This window comes from Flammeovirga sp. OC4, from assembly GCF_000812565.1.
Lineage (GTDB): Bacteria > Bacteroidota > Bacteroidia > Cytophagales > Flammeovirgaceae > Flammeovirga.
Map to the genome: position 1 here is coordinate 18,837 of NZ_JTAM01000060.1, position 24,867 is coordinate 43,703.

Annotated in this window: 12 protein-coding genes; 1 reads left to right on the forward strand and 11 read right to left on the reverse strand. The window is 35.8% G+C overall.

Features of this window, described 5'->3' with window-relative positions:
- Nucleotides 1-85 precede the first annotated feature (85 nt).
- The 8 genes from PL77_RS22760 to PL77_RS22800 form a co-directional block, all read right to left on the reverse strand.
- Nucleotides 86-913 carry a T9SS type A sorting domain-containing protein gene (locus PL77_RS22760; protein ID WP_044210672.1) on the reverse strand — a complete coding sequence of 276 codons (828 nt, stop codon included), beginning with the start codon at nucleotides 911-913 and terminating at the stop codon, nucleotides 86-88.
- Nucleotides 914-1,007: 94 nt separating this feature from the next.
- Nucleotides 1,008-2,528, reverse strand: coding sequence for an SUMF1/EgtB/PvdO family nonheme iron enzyme (locus PL77_RS22765; protein WP_052444654.1), 1,521 nt, complete (start codon nucleotides 2,526-2,528; stop codon nucleotides 1,008-1,010).
- Between the two features lie 632 nt (nucleotides 2,529-3,160).
- Complete coding sequence (locus PL77_RS22770) at nucleotides 3,161-5,584, reverse strand: hypothetical protein (protein ID WP_044210674.1); 2,424 nt, start codon at nucleotides 5,582-5,584, stop codon at nucleotides 3,161-3,163.
- A gap of 106 nt (nucleotides 5,585-5,690) precedes the next feature.
- Nucleotides 5,691-7,520, reverse strand: a complete 1,830-nt coding sequence (locus PL77_RS22775; RefSeq protein WP_044210676.1) for an alpha-L-fucosidase — start codon at nucleotides 7,518-7,520, stop codon at nucleotides 5,691-5,693.
- 288 nt (nucleotides 7,521-7,808) lie between these two features.
- Complete coding sequence (locus tag PL77_RS22780; RefSeq protein ID WP_044210677.1) at nucleotides 7,809-9,332, reverse strand: T9SS type A sorting domain-containing protein; 1,524 nt, start codon at nucleotides 9,330-9,332, stop codon at nucleotides 7,809-7,811.
- A gap of 527 nt (nucleotides 9,333-9,859) precedes the next feature.
- Nucleotides 9,860-11,101 (reverse strand): glycosyl hydrolase family 28-related protein, encoded by a 1,242-nt coding sequence (locus tag PL77_RS22790; RefSeq protein ID WP_052444655.1) that lies wholly within the window; start codon nucleotides 11,099-11,101, stop codon nucleotides 9,860-9,862.
- 63 nt (nucleotides 11,102-11,164) lie between these two features.
- Nucleotides 11,165-14,197, reverse strand: coding sequence for a glycoside hydrolase family 2 TIM barrel-domain containing protein (locus PL77_RS22795; protein ID WP_044210681.1), 3,033 nt, complete (start codon nucleotides 14,195-14,197; stop codon nucleotides 11,165-11,167).
- 960 nt (nucleotides 14,198-15,157) lie between these two features.
- Nucleotides 15,158-16,564, reverse strand: a complete 1,407-nt coding sequence (locus PL77_RS22800; protein WP_082026694.1) for a sulfatase — start codon at nucleotides 16,562-16,564, stop codon at nucleotides 15,158-15,160.
- An 817-nt stretch (nucleotides 16,565-17,381) separates the two neighbouring features.
- On the opposite strand from PL77_RS22800, the gene PL77_RS22805 reads away from it, so the two are divergent.
- Nucleotides 17,382-19,601 (forward strand): TonB-dependent receptor domain-containing protein, encoded by a 2,220-nt coding sequence (locus PL77_RS22805; protein WP_044210683.1) that lies wholly within the window; start codon nucleotides 17,382-17,384, stop codon nucleotides 19,599-19,601.
- A 127-nt stretch (nucleotides 19,602-19,728) separates the two neighbouring features.
- Here the strand turns inward: PL77_RS22805 and PL77_RS22810 are convergent, their stop codons facing one another.
- From PL77_RS22810 to PL77_RS22820, 3 genes are all read right to left on the reverse strand, one after another.
- Complete coding sequence (locus tag PL77_RS22810) at nucleotides 19,729-20,436, reverse strand: SGNH/GDSL hydrolase family protein (RefSeq protein WP_052444656.1); 708 nt, start codon at nucleotides 20,434-20,436, stop codon at nucleotides 19,729-19,731.
- Between the two features lie 12 nt (nucleotides 20,437-20,448).
- Nucleotides 20,449-22,053 carry a sulfatase gene (locus PL77_RS22815; protein ID WP_052444657.1) on the reverse strand — a complete coding sequence of 535 codons (1,605 nt, stop codon included), beginning with the start codon at nucleotides 22,051-22,053 and terminating at the stop codon, nucleotides 20,449-20,451.
- A gap of 65 nt (nucleotides 22,054-22,118) precedes the next feature.
- On the reverse strand, nucleotides 22,119-24,860 hold the full coding sequence (locus PL77_RS22820) for a sugar-binding domain-containing protein (protein ID WP_044210684.1): 2,742 nt from the start codon (nucleotides 24,858-24,860) through the stop codon (nucleotides 22,119-22,121).
- Nucleotides 24,861-24,867 lie beyond the last annotated feature (7 nt).

Consider the following 24,867-nt stretch of genomic DNA (forward strand, 5'->3'; position numbering starts at 1 on the left):
TAAAAGTCATTGCACTTGTATCAATACATATATCCTTGTTGGTCAAAGACTTCAGATAAAATATGTACTTGTATATGTGTTTTGATTATTTCATCAATACTAAAGAACCAATAGGTTGTACTCTTAATACATACATTCCTTTTTGTAATGAAGGCAAAGCAATCTTCACTTTATCCTTCTCACTCTCTATCATTTTAAAGTCAATCATTTGTCCTGTTATTGTAAAGAGTTGGATTCTGGAATGATAAATTTGATCGACAATAATGGTGAGTTGTTCTTGTAATGGATTAGGGTAAGCCAACAATTCTAGTTCACCTGATGAATTGGTAGAGAATACCTCTATTTCAGAGTAACTTGTTGTTCCATTATAATCAACCTGCCTCAGTCTATAATATGAAATTCCACTAAGTGGCGCCTTATCTTGGGTTTGATAACGAATTGTTGCATTTGAGTTACCGTATCCTTTCACCCTTTCGACGGCTTCCCAAGTTCTTCGATTGAAAGACCTTTCCACCACAAAATAATCATTATCAATTTCCCAAAGCGTCTCCCATTTTATAATGGCTTTCCCTCCTTTGTTTGCCACTTCAAAACTACCCAACTCAACAGGTAAATCAGCAAAATCATCTATCATCGCAGCCCCACTAGCATCTCCTCTTGAACCTCCTCCTCCAAAAATTAAGTTTTCAAAAGCAGATGCCGATTCTGAATAAGATCCTTCTGAATAACCTAACGAAGCCCCTCCAATAAATATATCTTCGGGGTCCGTGACTACTACCGAGGAAAGACTGGCCGAAGCTGTTCCCTCACTTTCACCTCCAGCGAAAATACTTACACTTGAAGGTGCACTTTCAGAGAAGCTGGAGAAAGAAATTCCTTCTCCGCTACCTCCTCCATAAATATTTTGGGCCATCACAACATCTATATTGCAATTAACTATATTATATATACATATAAATTGTATAAAGATCTTACCTATTCTCATCGTCATCACTTTAAGAATAATATTAATTACTTGGAGCTGTTCTTACACCTCTACCGCCACATTCTCTATCTCTAGAATCATCATCAAATAATTTAGCCGCATAATTCCTTGTGGAAACTAAACAAAATGTTTTGTTAAAAACATAGGCACCGCCTCTAGTACCATATCCATAATCTGTTCCGTCATCTCCTCCAGTATTTGGCCATGATGAGGTTGAATAATTACCTATATTATCTAATGCACCCGTACCATGTGTTCCATCAAAGTCTCTTGCTTTCTCCAATGACACGGGAACTACTAACTCTAATACATTATCCGACATGTTCATAATACCATAGTAGGTTGCTCCTGAAGAAACTCTATCGGAAGTAGAAGTTGCAAACACTCCCACTCTAAAAGGTTTTGGTGATGCTTCTGTTGTAGCACTAATGGCTACATTACCTGATGTAGTAGAGTAGTCTGAATCCGTCACTGTTACGTTTTCTGTACCGGCATTATCAAAACTATATTCACCAGCATCATTGATATCTGTTGTTCCCCAAGCATATTCACCTTGAACAGGTGTCTGAGTTCCTCTACATGCTTTTTCATACTCCAATTCCGTCATCGGTCTTAAACATGCCCACTCCAAATAGTTGAGTATCTTTCTGATGTTCATTTGTACCTGAGGAAAATAAGGAGTAGAAGAGGAATATGTTGATCCATCAGTGGTGAGGTTATTTCCATAACTTGAAGTTGCATTAATCAAATTGACATCCACTTGTGTACTTCTTAGCATATTTAAGAAATCAGCATATTGCCCTTGTGTGATCTCATATTTCATACAGTAAAATGCTGCATATCCTTTTGGAAAATCTGCAGGAATATCACCAATGATCAAACTTCCTGAATTACCCCCTTCGGTGTGATACAAACTACCATTCTCAGCGGAAACGGTGATTACACCTTCTGAATCTACAAAATATGGATTACTTTTATCATTTACATTATCGTTCGCATACATATAGAATGCTTGAGATTCAGTACTGCCACCAGTTCCCAAATAATAGGCTCCGCTAGGTACATATACCATTTCAATACCGTAGACTTTTATTTCAAAAGTATCATCATCACCTTGTCCATCTTCACCATATTGCCACTCCAACTGCACTTGATATTCTGCTTTACTTTGAGATTTATTGGCTGCACTATAAATAAAAGCCCCCTTAGAAAAACCTGTTCCAGTATCATCATCACTATCAATTGACGCAGTTGTGGCACCTATTGATGAATGACCACTACCATAACTTAATGTAGCATGTTGCCAATAATCTGTCGTAGTGTTTTTAAACTTAACAAATACCCAAACTGCATCCCAATTGTTTTGTGCACTAGAAACCCTCCATGAGTTTTCCCAAGATATATCAAATTGAATCTTAGCAGTCTTGTTGGAAGCATTTGCACTTTCTATAGACACATTCTCTATGAGTAAATCATTTGCATTTGTAAAAAATGGAAAAAGCAGTAAAAATATTAGAAAATAAAAAGTATTTGTCTTGTTCATGTTATTAAGTAATAAATCCAATTTTTGAAATGATCTCTAGTACTTTTAAATCATCATTTAACCCTGATTATGATGGCAATATCCAAAAACAAATATTAACTGTAAATTATACATCTTTCAAAAGTTTGTCCTCATCTTACACCTTTCAAAAAGACCTTTGGTGAATGAAATAGAGTGATTTTGCTTTTTTTAAATGTTTTAAGAATCAATTTTCTGCTAAAAAATAATTGAGCATAATAAAGTTTAACCCATGATAATTTTGAGGTAACGCTCAAATATTTCAATCAACCCACTCTACGTTTTGTTATGTGATGCAATTCTTGACGGAAACATAGATTCAAGCCAAAATAAAATGAGATAGGATTAGGATTTGTGAAATGAAAAATATGAATTAAATTAAATTGACTGACCAATTAATGTGACAAGCGTAAAATAGAACTTTTCATTGTTGGTATTTATAGTGCTCATAACTTAATATACAACCTTTAGCAAAGGATATTTTGTTTAACTTTCAAACAAAAAAACACGAGTCAAACATCTGTCTAACTCGTGCAATAAATAAGGCCGCAACACCAAATTTTAAATATGTAAAGGATTACGAAGAGCTATTACCTTTGTATGTTGAAATCAATTTAATTTGGCAATAACTTATCTGTGGGAACAGAAAATGTTGCTTCCCATGTTTGAGTTTCCGCATTATAGTCCACCTGATAATAGTCATTACCAAACCTTTCTTGATCAAATTCTATAACTTTACCTTCATGTTTAAACGTAATTTTAAAGTCTTTATAGTTGGTGAGGTTCGACACTGTTATGGGTACGTAAGCCAAACCGCTATTGATATTGGCCACTACTTCATTGTCTTTTGCCTCAATTTTTAAAGGATATTGTCTTACCAATTTCCCTTTTTCTACTTCTACCTTCACCCTATTTTGATCCGCTTCTCTGTGCATCAACTTCCAAGTATCTTCACCAGCAAACAAAGCCTTTCTAAACGGTTCGTTCCATCCATAGTAACTTTTTGCTTCTTGAGGAAAAATACACAATTGAATCACCATTTTGATCTTATCACCTTTGTTCAATTGCTTTATTTTTGATGGTAAATTCACCTCCACAAGCGTAACAGGTTCACGTGCTCTTGTTTTACTAGAAGAGAAAGTAGAGAAATGAGGTTTAATCTTTTTGCCTCCTACAGTCGCAGACCACTCTTTCAACACCACACCTTTATTTCCCCAAACACCGTAATTCTTGCTTTCCATGTTTTTGGCTTGATGCATACTGAACCAAGGATTTTCACCCTCTATCACAATATCTTGGTTGGTGTATTGTCCTTCTTTGTGTACATTATCCATTTCATTGATCATGCCATCAGCATTACCCCAAGCTATTTTTCTTTCTACAGAATAAGAGTACGTTTCAGAGCCAAACTGTGCCAATGCAAGACGTTCAAAATCCAATGTTTTATGCACTTCCACTTCCATTGTGAAAATCACTCTTAAATAGTCATCATTTCTCATGATATTGGAAGTCAAGCTATAAGAAGCCTCATCTTTGCTTGTGTAACCTGTATATGTTACTTCAGTTAAGTTCGGACAGTTACGAGTGTAATGTGTTTTGATTCTTTTGATCTTTAGTTTTTGACCTTTCTCATCATAAACACGCATAAAGTCACCTCCTCCCACATTAGGCGTCCAACTCCACTTTTTAGGACCTACTTTACTACCCTCTTCCGTTTTAATTAAAAAGGGTCTTACATCCGTGATTAAAGTATTAGCTTGTCCGCAATCAGGCTCATAACAAATGCTTTCTCCAAAAGCACCCATTGCTGTTTGTTCCCAAAGTTGATGATTACCTACCAGCTTTTTACCCCATCCTGTTAAGGATAGTTGATTGTGGGAAACAGCAGGCAGTTTGCCCCAGAAACCTGAAACTCTTGAAAACTCCAAGTCAACCTTTGTATTTGGAGGCAAACAAACAATGGTATACGCTCTCATCCAAGGACCATGATACTTGAACGTTTTGCCGTTGTGCCAGTTTTTAGAAATTTGTATCGGAATACCTGTAGGGTTTCCATTCTTGTCTCTCAATAAAACTGAAATACCTGTAATATCCCTTACGCCTTTTAATTGTTCAAAAATTAGACGTTGTACTTGTGGCTTATTCGTAGTGTTTTCCAACTGAAGTGCCACCCTTTCCATACCGTCTACGGTTTTCATGGAGTTGTTCAATGAAACGATTGTAGCTTGTTGTTCCGCACTCTTGTTTACTTTTACTGCCCAATTTGGGCGAATCAGATCTTTTGCAGTAATCTTAAAACCATCTTGGTGAAAAACAGACTGAGCAATACGCATCGTTAGGTTAACATCTTTGTTAGAAATTGGTGCTTTTGCGGTAATAACACCTTTTTCTACCTTAATTTTATCTGTATTCTCATTGCTTACAATTTCCCAAGCTTTACCATTTTTTGCTTTTGCAGTGAAATGTCCTTTTTTGTTTTTCACTGAATATTGTTCTTTTGGAAGGTTTAATTCGATTAGTAATTCATATTCCTCTTCATTTACCGTTCCTTCTTCAAACACTAATCTAAAGCCTAAAGCATCTGTCCATGAAGCAATTTCAAAAGACAATTTAACTTCAGGACCATTCTCTAATAATAAATCTGGATAATTTCTTCTTTGGTAAAATTGACCACCCTCAATTAATTCTCCCGCATATTTCAGATCACTCTTCATACGAACTACTTTATACTTTTGCCCTTTGTGTAAGACATAAAGTGATAAAATATCAAAAGGTGTTTCCTGAATTTTGTCTAAATAATCCTTTCCTATTTCTTTTTGATCAATGAGTCTTAATTGCTCTAATTTAAAGTCTTTGTAATTGAAGCTTAAAAAATGATGGTCTGTTTGAAGATGAAAATGAGTATTTTTTTTAATGTCATTTTCGAGATACATAAAAATATTTGTGCCTGCATATTCCCACAACTCCTTTGGTAATTGTGCTAAAGAAGTCAGTGTGGTACATACAAATAAGCAAAATAGAGCTATAATTCTTTTCATTTCAATTTTGATTTGGTATAAAAAATCAACAAATGCTACCTATTAATACTATAAAATATAAGCCCATAGCTAATACTATGAGCTTATATACTAATCCTTTAAAAAACTAGTTCGAGATTGAATTTGAATCTACTGGAATAATCGGTTCGAATGAGATGGATGCTAAATTGATCCAACCTGCAGCGTCATCGCTGTTCAATCTTACTGAAATTGTTTGTTTTCCAGTTTTATCAAAGTTCACGACTCCAATCTTACGATCTTTAAACACACGAATGGTTCTCTTTTCGAATTTATTTTGAATTTGCTTTTTATCACCACTGTAAGTAGGGACAAAATAGTATTCTTTACCGTTGATATTTAATATGCCTTCCTGCATATCTGCCTCTTCATTACATGCGTAGTTCAACGTCACGATGTACATCCCTTCTTGTGGAATATTCACTTCCCACTCTGCTTTACTTCCTTTTTGCGACCAATTTTGAATCGAAGGAACTGCATGCCAATCACCAAAGATTTCCATCCATCTGATTTTATCAGAAGTACAAGCTGTTAATTTTGCTTCGTGAGGTAATAACTTGGTCACTAAACCAGTATTAAATACTTTGTCATCATTCAACTTTGGCTTACCATCAAATTCTACAACAATGACAGAAGCTACTGGATCGGGCATTCTCAATGGGAATGTAACTACAGTTGATGACGATAAATCTGTAGCTGTTACCGCTGATTTATCATCCAAGAAATAAGCAGCCTTCACTTGAGACTGGAATTTAGGCAAATAGATTTTATTATCTTTTGGCCACTCTTTGATAAATAAATACATCTTATTCCCTTTTTGAGTAGCTGCAAATTGTGTCTGACCACCCAAGTACATGGCATCTGTACCATAAATAGCTTCCTTGTATTTTGCAATCCATTTTCCAGTTTCTCTTAAAATCATAGCTGAAACCTCAGGAACTGAACCGTCACCTTTAGGACCAATATTGAACAAGTAGTTACCACCTTTTGAAATCACATCAATTAAACGGTGTGAAATTTCTTTGGGTGTTTTCCAGTTGAAATCAAAGTCACTATATGCCCAAGTATTGTTATGGGTATCACAAGTTTCCCATAACCCTTCTACGGGTTCTGATGGAATCTCATTATCGCCTAACGTTTTGAAGTCACCTAAACCTCTACCAATTCTACTGTTAATTAGACAGTTCGGTTGATACTTATCAACTAAAGCTTTTAATTCTAAAACTTGCTCATGTTTGATCGGACCAGGGGTATCAAAGAAGATACAACCAATATCACCATAATTGGTCACCAACTCTTTCACTTGAGGTAGTGCTTTTTCTTCCATGTATTTTTGAACATTGGCTTCATCTGGGTTAAACTCCCAAGTATTACCAAAGCCGTCTTTCTCATTCCAATCCTGCATTTGTGAATAGTAGAAGCCAAAACGAATCCCTTTTTTCTTACACGCTTTTGCTAATTGCTTTACAATATCTTTTTTATAAGGCGTGTTTGAGATGTTATAGTCACTTGCTTTTGAATCAAACAAAGCAAAGCCATCATGATGTTTTGCAGTCAATACAACGTATTTCATACCAGCATCTACTGCTAATTGAGCCACTTCATCAGCATCCCATTTTACAGGGTTAAAATTGTCGGCCAATTTACGGTATTCTCCAGTCTTGATGGCCGCTCTACGCATAATCCATTCATTAATACCGTAATAGTGTTTACCGTTATGTTCACCCGCTAATTCTGAATATAAACCCCAGTGAATAAACATAGCAAATTTTGCCTCTTTATACCATTGATAATCTTTATCCGTATAATTTGCTTTTTCATCTTCACCCCAAAGCTCATCCATACCCTTCTCTTTTTTCTGACCAATAGCCAAAAAAGAGACAAGAATAAGAGAACTTATTAATAATAATTTTTTCATACTTCGATTGACTTAATGCCTTTAAAAAATAATCACAGTACAATTTTAATTATTTCATTTCTTTCACCTTTGCTTAAATCTTGCATTCGTTTGTACAATTGACATTCAGCAACAAAATACCCCTCAATCTGAAAATAATTATATCACAGCATAGTGCACTGAATTTATCAACCTTAAATAATGAAAGAACTTATGGAGTTACAATTCTTAAAGTTTAGTCGTAATGCCAATGTGACTAAAAAACCTTAAACTAAAAAAAGGAAGAGCTTTCACCCTTCCTTCCTAAAATTATTGTTTCAGTATTCTAAAGCTATCTCCATCTACATTTACCACATATATACCGGGAGGGTAAGAAGTAATGTCGACTTTAATTCTTTGAGACCTTTTCAAAAGTGTGGGATTAATTTCTTGTCCGTAAAGAGTATAAACTTTTAGAATGGTTGCACTTGTAATTTTTGTGCTTTTCACATTGAACATACCATCAGAAGGATTGGGATATACTTGGTAACCCATCTCCAATAAATCATATTTAGAGGTCGGATCTGAAGAGGTTGGAGGATCAATAGGTTCATCAGGAACATTGGAGCAGTCATCAATCCAATTATCCTCACCAATAATTGCTTCTTGATATTGAAACCCTATTGATTCTACGTCTGAAACAGCTACTTTATAATATCCATCTGCATTGTTTTGATTTCCGGCTCTATATAAAACAGTAGCTACCGCCGGAGCAGGGTAACTTTCTCCATCGGGATTATATTCCGACCCAATAAGATTACGAATTTGACACGGTATATAACCAAAGTGCTTTGATTTGACCTGTGCTGTTTCACCATAATAACCCTTCACATTTTTGACAACGCTAGTATTCGCATAATAGCCGGGAGTAATACCTAATGAATCCTCTTTTTTTCTTACATATCCTCTATCAATTCTTGCTGCAAAACCAGTATTTACAGCCTCTATTCCATCTATTTCGATATGTCCGTTTTTGGTAGCATGAGGAGAAATCATCACACTGGCGTTACCATTTTGACAGTACACATTTTTAGCATAAATATCATGATTACCACCTACTTGTAGTTCATTCATCTTCTTCAGCCCTGTTTCTAAACGTAATGTTACGCCACCATCTCCCCAAATATCTTTAAAGAATACATGCCTCAATGCTTGTGATTGGATCAAGCCATATCCGTAATGTGCTTTCTCAATTCTACAATTTCTAATGACCCCATCTTGTGACATTACATACTCTCCATTGTATTTAGAATACCCCATTGTAATGGCTGAAAACTTTGTATTATCATCAATTACACTTGCATCTGCTACGAGGAAATTTCGAGTATTGTACAATGAGATTACTCTTACATTAGGATTTCTTGAGGTACTGATATCAACAGTGAATTGTTCACTCTTTGCACGTATACTAACGTTTTGGGTGAGTTCTCCATCTTTTCCAATATTGAAAATACCAAAATTCTTGTCATCGCCGGGATCCGTAGGGTAGATTGTCGCATTACGGTGAATGACCAAATGAATGTTGGATTTGATATGAATGTTTTTGAAGAAATAATCTCCAACAGGAATGTTAATCCTACCGCCATTTTCAAGCTTGGTCAAGTCATCAATAGCCTGTTGAAGTTTTTCACTATCGTCTTCTGCATCGGTGTTGTTGACATTGTAATCTGCCACCAGGTCTACGGTTCGGCTTACATCGCCGATGTGATCTGTGTAGAAGTCCGTTTCGTTTTGTGCAGAAAGTGTAGCCCATGAGAATAAGGCCACAAAAATTGTGAGTAAAATTCGTTTCATTTCATTTTTTAATTTATGGTGTTAATTAATAATAAGAACTCTGTAAACTGAATTATCACCAACTTCCAATCTTCCTTCTTCTTCATTTTTCCATTGCTGAAAAATGAAGCAAAAAATTTAGGCTTTGAAGTCAAAAGCTAAATTCCATTTCTATCACCAAAATGATTTTAAACTTGCTTTGCTCAAACAAGAAAATCATTTTAACGACTCAATACATGATATTCTTAACGCTTTTTCCCTTCAAGGCCTGTGGGAGTACTACCAAACTAAAAATGGTAGAAAGCTCACTGATGTGAATGTTAAAGGTTAGTGTCATTCGTGTCTTTCAGATCATCAGAAATCTGCTGATTTCTGAATGCTACTAATATTCGAATACTTCGTTTACAATGAACTTAATGGTTTGTGAAGCAATAAAGCACCACTTCCCATCATTCGTCCATGTGTTAATCCATGGGCGAATGATGGGTTGAAAATTATTTATATGAATTGTAGTGTGGGTAGTTTAAAGATTGTATTACAATTTCAAACTATTGTTCGCAGTTTGCTACTTCATCACTTTCATTAATGACTGCTTTCTTTTGATGCGGGAATCCTATTGCTTCCACATTTGATATTTTTACATTATAATAACCATTTGCATTATCTGCATTTCCATCTGCTCTGTATAAAATTGCAGCAACAGCAGGTGCTGGGTAGCTTTCACCGTCAGGATGTGCTTTTGAATGGATCAATGGTTTAGCATCACAAGTGATGTATTTGAAATGCTTCGGTTTCACTTGAGCATTTTCACCGTAAGTCGCTTTTACATTTTTGACAATAGAAGTATTGGCATAATACCCCGGCTTTAAGTTGAGTTTCTTTTGGTCTTTACTTGTATATCCTTTGTCAATTCTCAATGCAAAACCAGTATTTACCGTCTCCACTCCATCTACTTCAATGTGTCCATTTCTGATAGCATGAGGAGAAATCATCACACCTGCATTACCATTTTGGCAGTAAATATTTTTCGCATAAATATCATGATTACCACCTGTTTGAGCGTTGTTCATTTTCTTTAAACCTGTCTCTAAACGAAGTGTTACACCACCATCACCCCAAAGGTCTTTAAAGAAAACATTTTTAAGTGCTTGAGATTGCACTAAACCGTAACCATAATGTGCTTTCTCAATTCTACAGTTTTTCACTACGCCATTATCAGACATCACAAACTTACCATTGACTTTAGCATAACCCATCGTAATAGAAGAGAATTTTGTATTATCATCAATACAATTCATGTCTGCAATCAAAAAGTTATGGGCATTTGTCATGCTGAATACTCTTACGTTTTTATTAGCTACTTTACTGATATCTACCTTGTATTGCCCTTTATCACCTCTCACACTTACATTTTCAACATAGTTGCCTTTTGTTCCGAAATCAAAAACTCCATAATTTTTATTTTTCGGAGGAATAACTGGGTAAATCACGGCATCTTTTGAAATCACGATATGTACATTTGACTTTACTTCAATGCTTCCGAAATAATATTTACCAGCAGTAATGTTGATACGTCCACCTTTCTTCAAAGCCGTCATATCATCAATTGCTTTTTGCAACTGTGCACTATCGTCTCTATCGTCTTTATTGTTCACCTTATAATCTTTTACAAGGTCAACAGTCTTTGAGACTTGATTGATTTTGTCTTGGTAAAAATTGCTTTCTTTTTGTGCAAAAGTGAAGCTGGCACTTACAAGCAAAGCACCTAATGTTACGATAAGTCTTTTCATTTCACGAAAATTTATTTGATTCTAATGAATTGAGCAAAAATGAAGGGCTCAATACAAAAAAAATTAAAGGGCCTTTAGCTCATCAATACATAAGCCGTTGGCATTTAAAGTAGTCACACGAATGGTATTCGCACCTGATTGTAATGTCACATTGATTTCATATTCATTCCAATCTTTTCTATATTTCTCTACTGCCTTCAGGGTCAATTCCTGACTTTCGCCATTGATGGTCAACAGTACTTTATGTTCTTGAATGTCTCTTTTGGATGCAGAGTATCTGATTTTCAATGTATATTCTCCCTCGCTTCCATCATTTTCTTGATACCACTCTATGTAGCCTCCTTGGTTTTTACCGAAATCGATATATCCTTTTCCATTAAAATTAGCGCCTTCAGAAGAGATGGTCACCTGATCAAAAGCGGCATCTTCTGCTTGATCACCACCTGGATTGATGGCTGTGACTACAGGGGCCATTTCAAACCCTTCATCTTCAGCAAAACGCTCATACATACGGAGCACTTCTTTGTTATTAAATAAGACTAATGCTTTAACGGTCGTTCCTAATTCAATATCAAATGACTGATCATATTTTGTAGAAGCAGTTGTGGGTTCGCTTCCGTCAGTAGTATAGAAAACACTAAAATCACCTTCTACACCATTTCCTCTTAATGTCATTTTCTCTACATCAATACTCACCTTCTTTGAGGTCAACAATCTTTTATCTCCCAAGATGGAACCTACAATTACATTCACATCTCCAGAGGCTTCCAAAGATTCAATATAAGCTCTTGTTAAACCATAAAAACCAATACGGTCAGTCGCTAAATAGTGCTTTTCCACATCTACAGGGCTACCATTATCCAATGCTTTTACACGCCCTGCCCCTAATACTTTAAAGAAACTGCGGTTTTCGCCATAAGGGTAAAATTCCCCTTTCTCATCCGTTGTTGTTATTCTCAACTGTACTATATCTTCCTTGGTGTTGCTTAGTGATTCACCATCAATAGACAGTTTTATTTTAGCTGGCTGATCTGCTGTCGCAATGCTTTCTTCTGTTACCACTTTATTGTTTTTATACCCTACTGCTTTCAAGGTTCCTCTTTGATAACCAACCATCCATTGACATTGCATTTTATCCCATGATTTACCCGGCTTTTGTTTTCCTAAAGATTGCCCATTGAAAAACAATTCTACTTCATCACAATTAGAATACACCCAAACTGGAATTTCTACTCCTTTCTCTAACATGGGGTGTGTCCAATGAGGAAGAATGTGTACCATCGGTTCGTCCGTCCATTGTGATTGGTATAAATAGTAAAGGTCTTTTTCAAAATTGGCCATATCAATAGCTCCACCCATAAAGGATTTGAAAGGCCATCCGCCGTGTACAAAAGTAGCTTCACCAATATAGTCGTGACCCGTCCAACGGAATGATCCTGCATAATTTGGCATGTCTCTTAACTGCTCAATATTTTGTCTTGAAGTCAAACGTACCATAGCGTTATCATAACTTGAATTGAAAAGCTGTTTGTAATTCGCTTTCTTAGCAGAAGTGGTCCAATCATATGTAAAAACCTCTTCTTCTGTCAAGTCGGGATATTCATAAGGTTGATGACGCACACACGGATAACCATCTCTGTACCATGTCAATGTTCTGTAAAAACCTCTCACTTGGAAAGTGTGCGTATTTTCTGTACCGATAAATACTCTGTCCTTTTTTAAGTGATCAAAGAAACCTTTTCGTTCACTGTGGCCATTCACGCCAAAAACATCCATATAATCTGAACCTGAGTGCCCTGAAGTAACAGGTCTTGTATTATCCAATTCATGACATCTTGCCACCAATGCTTTTGCCGCTTCATCCCCTCTTGTTTCATTTCCTACGGAATAAATAATAATGGACGGGTGATTTCTGTCTCTCTTGATCCAATCCGTCACATCCTTGTTCCACCATTCCTCAAAATAATGTGCTCCATAATCGTTCATGGCTTTTTTATGCCAGCCATCAAAGATCTCGTCCATCACAATCAAACCCATCTCATCACACATATCATAAAACTGAGGAGTCTGAGGGTTGTGGGCTGTTCTGATGGCATTGACACCCATCTTTTTTAATTGCTCTAAACGAAAACGTAAAATCTTATCCGGCACCGCCGCTCCCAAGGCTCCTGCATCTTGGTGATTACACACACCTTGTAATTTTATATTTTCACCATTGATCCAAACACCCGTTTCCGGTTTCCATTCCACATCCCTAACTCCAAACTTAGTCGTATAAACTTCTTCCGACTTCTTTAATTTAACTTTTGATACTGCTTTGTATAAATAAGGATTTGATGTAGACCAAAGCTCAGGAGCATCAATTTGCATTTCCTGTTCCAAAGTCACCAGCTCATTTTCCATTAAAGAGAACTTTTTGGATGCACTCGCCACTACATTTCCTTCTTGATCCACAATGTCAGTCGTCAATGTTCCTTTGGCCTTCTTTAAAGTTTCATTCTTGATTTCTGTGGCAATATTTATTGTATTTTCGGCTGTTTTAATAAAAATACCGCTCGTAGGAATATTCACTTTTTCTTTAATATCAATCCACGTATTAGCATAAATACCCGAGCCTGTATACCACCTTGCAGAAGGCTGAGCATCATTGTCTACACGAACGGTAAAAGTGATGGTTTTAGCATTTTCTACTTCTTCAGAAATATCATAATCAAAGGAAATCCATCCATAAGGGCGGTTTCCTAATTTACGTCCATTGGCCCAAACAGTGCTGTTCATAAATACACCATCAAATGCAATACGAACTGCTTTTCCTTTCCACTCTTCCGGTACTTCAATAGTTTTTCTATACCAACCAATTCCGGCAGGAAGATAACCACATTGTCCACCCATAGGGTGCTTTTCATTATATTCTCCTTCTATACTCCAATCATGAGGCAGATTGAGTTCTCTCCAATCTTTATCATTGTAGTCTGAGAATTCTGCTCCTCTATGTTCCTCCAGTTTAAACTTCCAATCTTTATTAAAATTAAGTCTTTGCTGTGCTGTTAATTGCAGGGCTGAAAAAAGTAACCCCAGTATAAGTAAATACTTCATTTGAATTTCATTTTTATGTAATTGAAGTTAGGGTTCGTGCAACATACTTTCACCATTGCTATATAACCGATAAGTGAGCATGATGCACGAAATACTAAATGCCCTCAATTACTACCGCCTTAGTACCAACACAAAAGTCTTTTTCTTTTCATAAAAAATTGAACCTCTGTGTATATAATGTGTACCTACAGAGATAAAACACTGAAATAGTGATCATTAACACCCTGTCAATTTTCTTTCATAGTTGTTTCAAAAAACGTATTGAGACACTCTGAAAACCAATGTTTTTGAGGAGGGAAGAATGAAGAGGGCATGTGGTTTTCAGGTTGGTTCACTTGGGCTTTGCAATACATCCTCTTTTCGTATTTTTTCATTCACAATTACGTGCACCTCGACTAAAGTCTTGGGCTAGTGATATTGACTCCAACAACACTGAAGTATTGTTTACATTTTTCAACCTTCAAGGTTTCAGTCTTGACAAGGTTGAGCTATCACCTGCCAAGGTTTTAAATATAGTGTACAAAAGAAAAGAGATGATAAGAAAACCTATCACCTCTCGAATACTTATTGTTGAATATTAACTGTGTTTTGAAGTTTTTTTATATGAAAATGGTTTTTATGATGGAACGTAAGACACAAAGCATTGCGTTTCTACATTGGTTACCTATCCTATCAATTGAATTGAGAAGATAAAATTGAAAGGATACTGCTCTTTAGAGCCACAATGCCTTGTGGCTTACGAAACACTTATGCCTTTTAGACTATACCCTTTCTTCGTAGACCCATAATTGAAATTATGGGCTTTTGGGAGGCTACCTCATTTTACATACGTTACCGTTAAATTTGATCTGATAATTAATTAGAATAACTATATCGTCTAATTTTTTGATAACAACCATCAATTAAGAGAGCTACCCAAAAGCCCATGACTTCAGTCGTGGGTATTAAGAATTGTAGTTTTTATTTAATTCCTTTAGCCTTTGCCTTCTTTTTATTCACTTGAAATAGGTGGCTATTTTTTGGCGTTACCTCTTTCCATCCGGCATACACTTCATTTTCCCATTCCAATAACGCTTCCTTCATTTTTGATGCTCTTTTCGTTTCAACATCAATTTGATTGTGCTCTTCGGAGATGTCCTCTACAACATTGAACAACTCAAATTTTCCAGAATGATATTTCACCAATTTCCAATCCTCTTGCATGATGGCTGCATACTGATCTTCGTAGCTTCTCATAAAATAAAGGTTTCTCTTCTTCATGCTTTTTCCTTTTAAAGCAGGCATCAAACTCTTTCCTTGAATGTTGTTGTCTTTGTAAGTTTGCCCCGAAGCGATTTCCATTAGTGTTGGAAAAATGTCTATCGTTTGAATGGGTTTTGAGTATTCTGTTCCTGCTTTAGTAACGGATGGATATTTGATCATCATCGGTACTCTAGCCCCACCTTCTCCTAAGGTATTATGTCTTTTTCCTCCTGCTAGTGGTGTATTTTCAAAGAAGCTCCCTTGATCTGAAGTGATGATGACTACTGTATTTTCGTCCATCTTCAAACGTTTTAAGGTCTTCAAAATAGTACCTACCGATTTATCCATGCTTTCTACCATAGCGTGATATTCTGCATATTTTGGCGACATTCCTTGATCAATATATTTCTGTACCAATTCCTTTTTTCCAATATGAGGACCGTGTACAGTATAGTACCAAAGGGTCATCATAAAAGGTTGTGGTTTATTATAATTTTCCAAGAAATGTACTGCCGTGTCAGTCATAACTTCCGTAAGGTAAACATCTGGCTGATCATTGAACTCTTGGTAAGCATTTTTGTCTTTGAAGAATGGAGCATAATAGCTTTTCGGGTGACCGAAATTACTGACGCCAATTTGCTCATCGAACCCTTGGTGAATAGGGTGAAAAGTTTCATGTCCCAGATGCCATTTTCCTAAAAAGGCGTTGTAGTAGCCATACTCTTTCAACTTCTCTGCATAAGTCACCTCTTCTAATGGCAACCAGTTTCTTGATCCTCTTTTGGCAGGGTCAATCGACCATAAACCAAACTCTTTTGTATTACTTCCATCAGGCATTTCGTGCCCAATATGACGAGGCATTTGTAAGCGTGCCGCTTCCTTTCCAGTCAATAATGAGGCTCTACTCGGACTACATGTAGGAGTAGGAATATACGCTCTTGTAAACTCCAAGCTTTCTTTTTTGAATTGATCCAAATGAGGAGTAACAAATGATTCATTTCTATAGCCCACATCTGACCATCCGTAATCATCCACAAATAAAAGTACAATATTAGGTTTCTCTTGTGCCATTACTGATGACATCGCTCCTATGCATAGAAGTAAAAGTAATCTGATTTTTTTCATTACCATTTCAGTTTATTATTTCCTTACAAAATTGAGGACAAACTGTTGTTTTAGATGTGTATCAGCATGTAAATAGTGTATCTACAAGTGTATTTCCAAAAGTTTTTGAGATATCATTTCTACCCAATATGTATCCATCAAACCAAAGACTTTAATTCTAATCCTTTTTAGGGCTTACTTTCAAGCTTCTTTCTTCTTCGTTTTTTTGAAACAAAAAGAAACAAAAAATTTAAGTCTTTGAAGTCAAAAGCTAAATTATTCTCTAATTACAGAGACAAACTGTTTTAAAAAGCAAATTTATATTTAGAATGTATTACACACATCATTTTCTATTCTCAAAGAATTCACTATTTTCGCCACCAAACTAATAACAGTGTACTCGATCCGTATTTTTATACCCTATCAACTGCACTGATTGTATCTAACTTAAAACTTCTTTTCATCTATTTAAATTAAAAATTTATATGTTACAAAATCAAATCAGTCAATAAAAACTATACTTTTTAATAACAGCTTTCACAAATAGTAGGTATTTCGTGAAAGCATATCAGCAAGAAACTACAACAAACAAAGTTTATCGTCTCCATTCAAATTAAATAATCGTATTACATTAATCATTATTTCGTTACTCAATGGTAATTGGTTATTAATATTCATTTTTTTAAGTGAAAGAGCTCAATGAACTTATTTCTTGTTACCATTTTGTTGATTAACTAAATACACAAACAATAAGTAAAGTGTCATACGATATTTCACTACAACTAAGTCATAGATCGTTGACATCATTCTACTACAAAAACTTCAACAACAAAATCAAATGAAAATACATTATTTCACTTGCATTTTATTGCTATTCAGTAGCTCTCTAATTGCACAAACCATTACGGGTAAAATTGTCGGAGCTAAAAAAAATGGTATTTCAGGTGCCAATATTGTCAATAAAAGTACTGGTTATCATTCCCACTCAGATCAAAACGGGGAATTCCAATCCAAAGATTGTACGCTTGGTGATACTCTTCAAGTGTCTATGGTGGGGTATTTTACACGTCAAGTAGTTTTGGAGGACTTGAATCAATCACTTACAATCCTTCTAAAAGAACAAGTATTGAGTTTAGAAGAAGTAAGTATTTCATCTAAGGTCGATGCTCACCATATCTTAACTGATGTGGATATTCAAACGACTCCTGTTAATTCCTCTCAAGATATTTTAAGAAAAGTCCCAGGGATTATTATTGGTCAACATGCTGGAGGCGGTAAAGCCGAACAAATCTTTTTGAGAGGTTTTGACCTAGATCATGGTACGGATATTAACATTACTGTTGATGGTATGCCCGTCAATATGGTCTCTCATGCACATGGTCAAGGGTATGCTGATCTTCATTTTGTGATTCCGGAAACCGTAGAAAAAATTGACTTTGGAAAAGGTCCTTATTACCAAAAAAGAGGAAATTTCACTACGGCAGGCTATGTAGACTTCAGAACTAAACAAAGATTGGACAACAGCACTTTGAAGGTAGAAGCTGGACAGTTTGAGACGTACAGGCTTCTAGGGATGTTTAATCTGATGGAAAGCGAAAAACAAAATGCTTATGTTGCTACAGAATTCCTTTCTACGGATGGATTTTTCGAAAGCCCTCAAAACTTTAACAGGATCAATGTTTTGGGTAAATATACCAGTCAACCCACAAGTAATGATCTTTTAGGCGTCACGTTTTCTTATTTTGACAGTAAATGGGATGCATCAGGACAAATACCTCAACGTGCAGTAGATTCGGGCTTAATTACTCGTTTTGGAGCGATTGATGATACAGAGGGTGGAGCCACTTCAAGAAGTAATATCCTTGTAGATCATAGCAAGATTATTGACGAAAATTCATCACTAACAAGTAAAGTGTATTTCAGCAAATATGATTTTGAGCTGTACTCCAATTTTACCTTCTTCCTTGATGACCCTGTCAATGGTGATCAAATTAAGCAAAAAGAAAGTAGAAATATTTTTGGGGTAAGCAGTGAATACAATAAGTCTTTTACTACCAATGCATTTAGCGGAAGTTGGCAAGCAGGCATTACATTGCGTAATGATCAGAGCATTGACAACGAGCTTTCACATACTGCCAATAGAACAGAAACTTTAGAATATAAGAAACTTGGAGACATTAACGAAACCAATGTTGGTGCCTATGTAGGAACATTTATTGACATCAACAAATGGACTTTCAACCCTTCAGTCAGAGTGGATTATTTCAATTTCCAATACAATGATAAACTCGTAACGGCTTACCAAACATTAGCTGAGAAAAAGGCCATTGTCAGTCCAAAATTAAATGTTTTTTATAATGCTACCAACGAACTTCAACTGTACCTAAAATCAGGAAAAGGATTCCATTCTAACGATAGTAGAGTTGTTGTAGCCGAACAAGGTTCAGAGATTTTGCCTGCTGCTTATGGTTTTGATGTGGGATATATCTGGAAACCTACTCCTAAGATGCTGTTGAGCATGGCCTATTGGTATTTGTATATGGAGCAAGAATTTGTATATGTGGGTGATGCAGGTGTTGTTGAACCAAGCGGAAAAACAAAGCGTCAAGGTGTGGAATTAAGTTATCGCTATCAGCCATTATCGTGGTTATTTTGGAATGTAGATGTCAACTATACACATGCCCGTGCCATTGATGAGCCAGAAGGAGCCAATTATATTCCTTTAGCGCCTGATTTCACATTTATCACTGGTCTGAATTTTCAATTTAAATCAGGGGTATATGGTGGTATTAATGTCCGTCATATTAATGATCGTCCAGCAAATGAGGACAATTCAATTACAGCTCATGGGTATACCGTAACCGATATGAACTTGGGGTATAAAATGAAGAAAATGAGCTTCGGAATTCAGATTCAGAACCTGTTTGATGTTGAGTGGAATGAAACACAATTTGCCACTGAATCCAGATTACAACATGAAACAGCACCTGTAGAAGAAATACATTTCACGCCAGGTAATCCTTTCTACTTAAAAGGGATGATTCAATACAATTTCTAAGACAGTTTATTGATTTCACATTGTTAAATAATAGCGTTCTGATCATCATTTAGAGGAGTTGGAACGCTATTATTTCATATCATCAATTTTTCGATTCTTTTATTGTGATTACTTGACACATTAAAGCTTAAAAAAACTTCAATATGGCATCTGCCACTAATGGATGTCCAAATTCATTGGGATGATTCACTTGTGACATCAATGCATCCAATGCTGTTCCTTGTTTCACTTTCTTTCTGAAAGCATCATAACTGTCCACTAACCCTACTTTATGTTTTGACGCTAAATCAATAATCTGTTGTCTATGTTGAGCCAATACCGTTTCGTCAGATTGTAAATCATAACGTTTATCTGGTGTTGGTGTCAATAATATGACTTTGATATTTCTTTCCTTCGCTTTGATTATCATTGATTCCCACGCTTTATAGGTCGCTTTCATATCTAAAGAAAGGTCGTTTAGCGCGTAATCAATAAACAAAACATCAGGTTTGTGTATTAATACATCGTCTTCAAAACGCTTTGCACCACGAACGGAGTTTTCACCGCCAATACAGGTTTTGATGACATTTACCACTGCATAAGGATACTTTTCTTTTACCTTTCCCAATACCAAATTCGGATAAGCTTCCATGGTTCTGACACTAGGAGTATTAAAATAGCCGGCCGGAACGGAATGCCCATGAAAAACCAAATTAATAGCTCTGTTGTTAGGCCAGGTTTTTACTAACTCTTCTTTGACGTCATCAATGTAGTTTTTCTCATCAACCAAATGTGGTTCACCTATAAAGGTGAACCAACTTAGAAGAGTAAAGGATAATAGTTTAGTTAAATACATTTCTTCAATTATTTAATCAATGATTCTTTGACTTCCCCACCAATTATTATTAGGGTCAAAATCATCACTCAACATTTCTAATCTTTTTTCTTCGAGAATAACTTTTCGATCTACCCCCACTCTTTTCAAATACTTCTGAGCATCCGCTTCTGAATATTCAGGGTCTACTGTTGGGTATTTTGCATTGTGTTGTTTTAGATAATCAAAAAGTTCTTTGTTAAGCGATTGCCCTACTTTTTCATTAGAGGCGTAAATGTCATTGCTTTCTCCTGCATCTTTTGAAAGGTCATAAAGTTCGTCATGACTATCTTCATAGAAGTGAATCAATTTCCAGTTCCCTTTTCGAATTACTGATACAGGTTTCCCTCCTTGATTTCCATAGTGTGGGTAATGCCAAATTAGAGGACGTTCTTCAATTTCTTTTCCTTCCATTAATGGTACTAAACTCACCCCATCAGAATGTTCTTCCGGTAGTAGATCCAACCCTGCTAAATCTAAAAGTGTTGGATAAAAATCTGTACTAATTACTGGAGTATCATTTTTCTTACCTTTTTGATTCATCCAAGGAACTTTCATTAGGAATGGAACTCTTAGACCACCTTCATATTGGTAGCCTTTACCACCTCTTAGAGGTAAATTTGAAGTGGACCAAGAATCTCCAGAAACTACACCTCCATTATCTCCTGTAAATACGATAATGGTATTTTCTGCTAATCCTAATTCATCTAAAGAGGATAATACATTACCAATCGCTTCATCCATCGATTCTAAAAGTCCTGCATAAACAGGGTTGTCTTGTTGTTGACGCATAGGAAGTACTTCTCCCATTTTGTATCCTTCTTCGGCAACGCCCGCTTCAACAGCTTTATCTTTGTATTTTTTCCATTTTTCTTCAGTGGTTTGTATAGGGCTATGCACTGCATAGAAAGATAAACAAGCAAAGAAAGGCTTCTCTTTGTTTCCTTTCATAAATTGAATCGTTTCATTGGCAAGTCGCATGGATAAGTTTTCACCTTGAGGGCCGTCTTCTAACTTAGGGTTATTGTAAGGAGAAAAATAACCGCCATGTGGACTACCCACATCGTATCCTCCAATATTGGTATTGAAACCATGATCTTCGGGTAATGAACCTTCTCCACCTACATGCCATTTTCCTGCAAAAAATGTTTCATAACCTTGATCACGAAATGCTTCAGGCATGGTAACAAAAGATGTATCTAGTTTATGTTCATATTCTGGAGGTAACAATTTTGTAAACTGTTTTGCTCTTCGCCAACGTTCTCCTGACGCTGCACCAATCCAATCGGTCACCCCATGGTTCGCAGTAAATTTACCGGACATAATACTTGCTCTCGATGGACTACACACCTGACAAGAAGCATACCCTTGATCGAATTGGAAACCTTCTGACGCTATTTGATCAATATTTGGCGTTTCGTAATATTTTGAATTGGTTGTTGATAAATCATGTGCACCTAAATCGTCTGCAATAATTACAAGTACATTAGGTCGTTTTGACTCTTGATGTGTTTCTTTTGTCAACCCTGCTTTGCATGAAAAAAATACAACAGGTAAAAAGAAATACGCTAATATTTTAGTGTAATAAGATAACTTCATAATTTTTCATTTCAGAAAAGTGACTAATCAAATTATATTGATTAACCACTTTGTTAGTTTAGTTATTATTGTGCCTTGAACGATTTTTTGAAATCGTTGAATGACATTTCAAAAGTTGGATTGAACTTAGAATTATCGCTCATGTAATCTAACAAACTTGTTCTTAGCGCTTGAGCTACAGGTCGCTTTCCTAAATTCGTATGAAGGTCAATTGATGAGAAAATTAATTTTCCTTTCCCTACCTTCATTTCAATCACATTGCCCATGTGTCGGTTTTTATAGAAGTTATCTACAACCGTTACAATTGGAGTGATTGTATTGTCTCCTAAATCCAATGATTTCGATTGTTTACACAAGTCCCACCATTGCCAATTGGTATGAAAATCCGTTGGAAAGTGATTGAACGCATCATGTTCAGGATCCATTAAAAGTCCCATTGTACCAGGCTGATCAGGGAAGTGAACGGGGCTCCAGAACACAGAAACGAATTTTCCTTCTATACCATTGATAGTTTTAATGGAAGGAGTAAAAAGTACTTTCTTTCCTTTAGCTAATGCTTGTTGAGCTCGTCCCCAATCTGAAGTAACAATTGCATCTGTTTTAGGATCTTGTTGTTTTGTTGGATACACCCAAATCGACCAATTATTGCGGTATTGTGTACCTTTTAAAGCTACTTCAATTTTTAACTCTGTAGGCTCATTAATTTCACTTAAAGAGAATTCGATATCACCTAAAGTATTAAATGTACCTTGACTAATATTGTCCTTTGTAACAGTACCATTTTTAACCACTTTTTTTGTTGTCTTGTTTATTGCTTTCCATTCAAAAACAGGGTTTTTCACCTCTTTCCAGTAGTTGGCTACTTCCACTTTCCCTTTAAAGTTTTCGCCATTTGTATAAACTGCTTTTGGGAAAGAAAGTAATGGTACTAACTCAGAGCAGAATTGTCTAAATTCAGCACCCGAAATAATTCCTTTAGAATCCCAGAATGCATCCAATAAACCAACCAATGCTGTACCTTGACCAGGGAAATCGTGTAAATCCAATAATTGGAAACCTGTAATTGCAGGGGTCTTAATTGCTCTTTCGATTTCTTCTTTATATAAGATTTTGGCTAAATGTCCTGAAGCTTCTAAATACTTTTGAGCTAAATCTAATCTCCCTTTTTTCTCAAGATCATTTTTTACAATACTGAAGTTATTAGGAACTAAATTACCAGTATATTTTTTGATTTCCTCCATATTAGGATATACAGAATATTGACCGATCTCATGTTGGATTACTGGAACCTCAATAAAGTCCATATTCGCTTGATAGTTCTTATCAAAAGTTGGTGCATATTTATCAAAAACACCTTGACCTCTAATCCAACCTTTCTTGGTCCATTGAGAAATCCAGAAGTCATCTACTTTCTCAGGTTCAGTACCATGTGGTTGTTCAAATGAGAAACTTGAAGTTGTAAATAACCTTCTTTGATCCGTATTTTTTAGGTCTTGAACTAATGTAGTTAGAGATTCAAAATCACCTTCTAACTCATTACCCATGGACATAAAGCAGAAAGAGGGGTGGTTACCAAATTCTTTCAACATTTTAAAAGCTTCTTCTCTTTCCCACTTCACCATTTCCGGGAATTTTCCATAATCTAAACTCCAGTTTGGTAATTCTACTTGAATATAGAAGCCCATGCTATCAGCCACATTAAATGCTTCTTCAGGAGGACACCATGAATGGAATCTTAAGTGGTTCAATCCATATTCTTTTGAAGTATTGAATACTTTGGCCCAACCCGCTTTGTCCATTGGAGGATGACCTGTCAATGGGAAGATAGCACACTCTAAAGTACCTCTTAGGAAAATACGGTGCCCATTAAGCATCAAATTATTGTTATTTGTTGAGATTTCTCTAATTCCAAAATTAGTCGTATACAATAATTCATCTCCTTTTACAGCTTGTAAAGTATAAACATTCGGATCAAATTCATCCCAAGTTTTAAAGTCTCCTGTTACCTCTACTATCTCTTTATCTGTTCCTGTAAACTCACCTTTTTTAATGGTTTGTCCTTGAGCATCTGTAATAATATATTCTAATTCATCTTTATTTATTCCATTACTACTAACTTCAAAAGTGATACTCTTATTATTTACATTTGGAACAACAGTAATATTTTCTAATTCATATTCACCTACAGGTATTAATTTAAAATCTCCTAGGATTCCATTCCATATAATTTGTGTTGTATTGGTATAAGCATGGGCAAAATCAGGTACTTCTTTCTCATCTGAGAATAAATGATGCAATCTGCTATTATCAATGCAAATTGTAATCTGATGCTTGCCTGGCGTTAATTTTCCTAGATCAATTTTGTGCTCACCAATTAAGCTATTTTTCGACCCTTTTAATTTTCCATCTACATATACATCTGAAGTCCAAATCACTCTTTCCATTAGAATTGAGACTGATTTTCCTTTCCAATCCGATGGAACTTCAATTTCTTTTTGATACCAAGCCGGTCCTATATAAGAGCGTTCTCTCGACAGCTGATATAAATTTTCTTGATTGACTTCGTCTCCTAATTCTGTTTTTTCACCAATTCCTGCATCATCCAAAGTGGAAGGCAGGTTTATATTTTTTGTATTCTTAAGGTCCGTTAAAAACCATTTTTGATCTTTCCCTACCTTGTCATAATCTAATGCCACTTTCCAGTCTCCCGCCAGAGAAAGTGTCTCCTGCTTGTATTGCTTATTGCCATCACAACTAAAAAGTTGTAATGACAATAGAGCAATAATTAAATAATTGATTGGTCTCATTTTCTAT